General features: G+C 47.7%; 1 protein-coding gene and 1 pseudogene. One reads left to right on the top strand and one right to left on the bottom strand.

Annotated features, from left to right (window positions below):
• Positions 1–88: 88 nt before the first annotated feature.
• Positions 89–592 (bottom strand): annotated as a pseudogene (locus EDF78_RS25490) (Tn3 family transposase); the annotation flags it as partial.
• Positions 593–747: 155 nt separating this feature from the next.
• Here EDF78_RS25490 and EDF78_RS25485 point away from each other — a divergent pair.
• The gene (locus tag EDF78_RS25485; protein WP_243839493.1) at positions 748–906 is read left to right on the top strand and encodes a CBS domain-containing protein; all 159 of its coding nucleotides are present in this window, start codon (positions 748–750) and stop codon (positions 904–906) included.
• The last annotated feature ends 268 nt before the right edge of the window (positions 907–1,174 follow it).

Below are 1,174 nucleotides of genomic sequence, written 5' to 3'. Positions count from 1 at the left end.
TGTTTTCCATGATAGTTCTCCGAATGAAAGCCTATCCTCAGCATAGTACCGGGAAGGAGGGAGTGACCATCTCATTAAATATCCTACGCTAAGCCTGTTTTTTGTACAGACTACTATCCACTGAGCGTAATGCGCGGTATTTACCCTGTCCCAGTTTGAGGTTTGTTCGCCAGACGTAATCCCCGCTCAGGTTGATATGTTCCCATCCCAGTGGTGACAGATGGGTAATCAGTTGCTCATTAATCGGGATCCCTTTACGTCTCAAAGAATCTATCGCTCTTTCTATATATACCGTATTCCACAGTGAGATCGCCGCAGTCAGCAACGTCAGACCGCTGGCTCGATAGCTCTGATTCTCCAGCCCCCTATCTCTGATTTCACCCAGCCGGTGCATAAAGACCGCTCGGGCAAGGGCATTGCGGGCCTCACCTTTATTCAGTCCCGCCTGTACGCGTCGACGCAGTGAAGGATCCCTGAACCAGTCCAGCATAAACAATGACCTTTCGATACGCCCAATCTCTCTTAGCGCCTTTGCCAGACCATTCTGTTTCGGATAGCTTGCCAGCTTTTTCATCATCAGTGATGCTGTTAACCTAAATGCGTTACAGCAAGAGCGATAGCCACTGACGCTAAATCAATCTCTTACGTATCTGGATTGCTTAAATAATGTGCTTGACGTACAAAAATTTCCGATCTCCAAACTGACCCCTTAAAGGCGGCACGCTCAGCGCGCCGGTGCAGGATGCGATGACCTCGCCTGGTTTTGCCCTCTCAGCGGGTCAGCATGCAGCCGAAGCGTTGGCTTTTTTCCAGGAGCGGAAGATATCCGCAGCACCCGTGACATCTGATGCCGGACAGGTTATCGGTGCCATTAACGCGCATGATATTCGCGAAGCCGGGATCTGATCTCTTTGCTGATTCTTACAGAGATTAAAAAAGTAATGAGTGCGGAATCGAAAACCAAAGCTACTCATCAGCTCAATGATTTCAAAGTCGATTTATCAGTCGGCGACTTTGAAATGATGACGCATTTGATACGTGTTTAGCCTAGCGGCTATGTGTCAGAAGCGGACGTTACGGACACTCTTATATAAAATAATCAGCCTGAAATCATAGCTTCAATTTCCGCTTTGCATTTCATCAGAGATACGATGAGAAACTCCTTTTTTTCCTC

Source organism: Rahnella sp. BIGb0236 (assembly GCF_004364755.1).
Taxonomy (GTDB): Bacteria; Pseudomonadota; Gammaproteobacteria; order Enterobacterales; family Enterobacteriaceae; genus Rahnella; species Rahnella victoriana.
This window is presented reverse-complemented; position numbering and strand designations above follow the sequence as displayed.

Excerpts from the sequence above, each read along its gene's own strand:
- EDF78_RS25485 (WP_243839493.1), top strand. The coding sequence starts at position 748 with ATGACCTCGCCTGGTTTTGCCCTCTCAGCGGGTCAGCATGCAGCCGAA.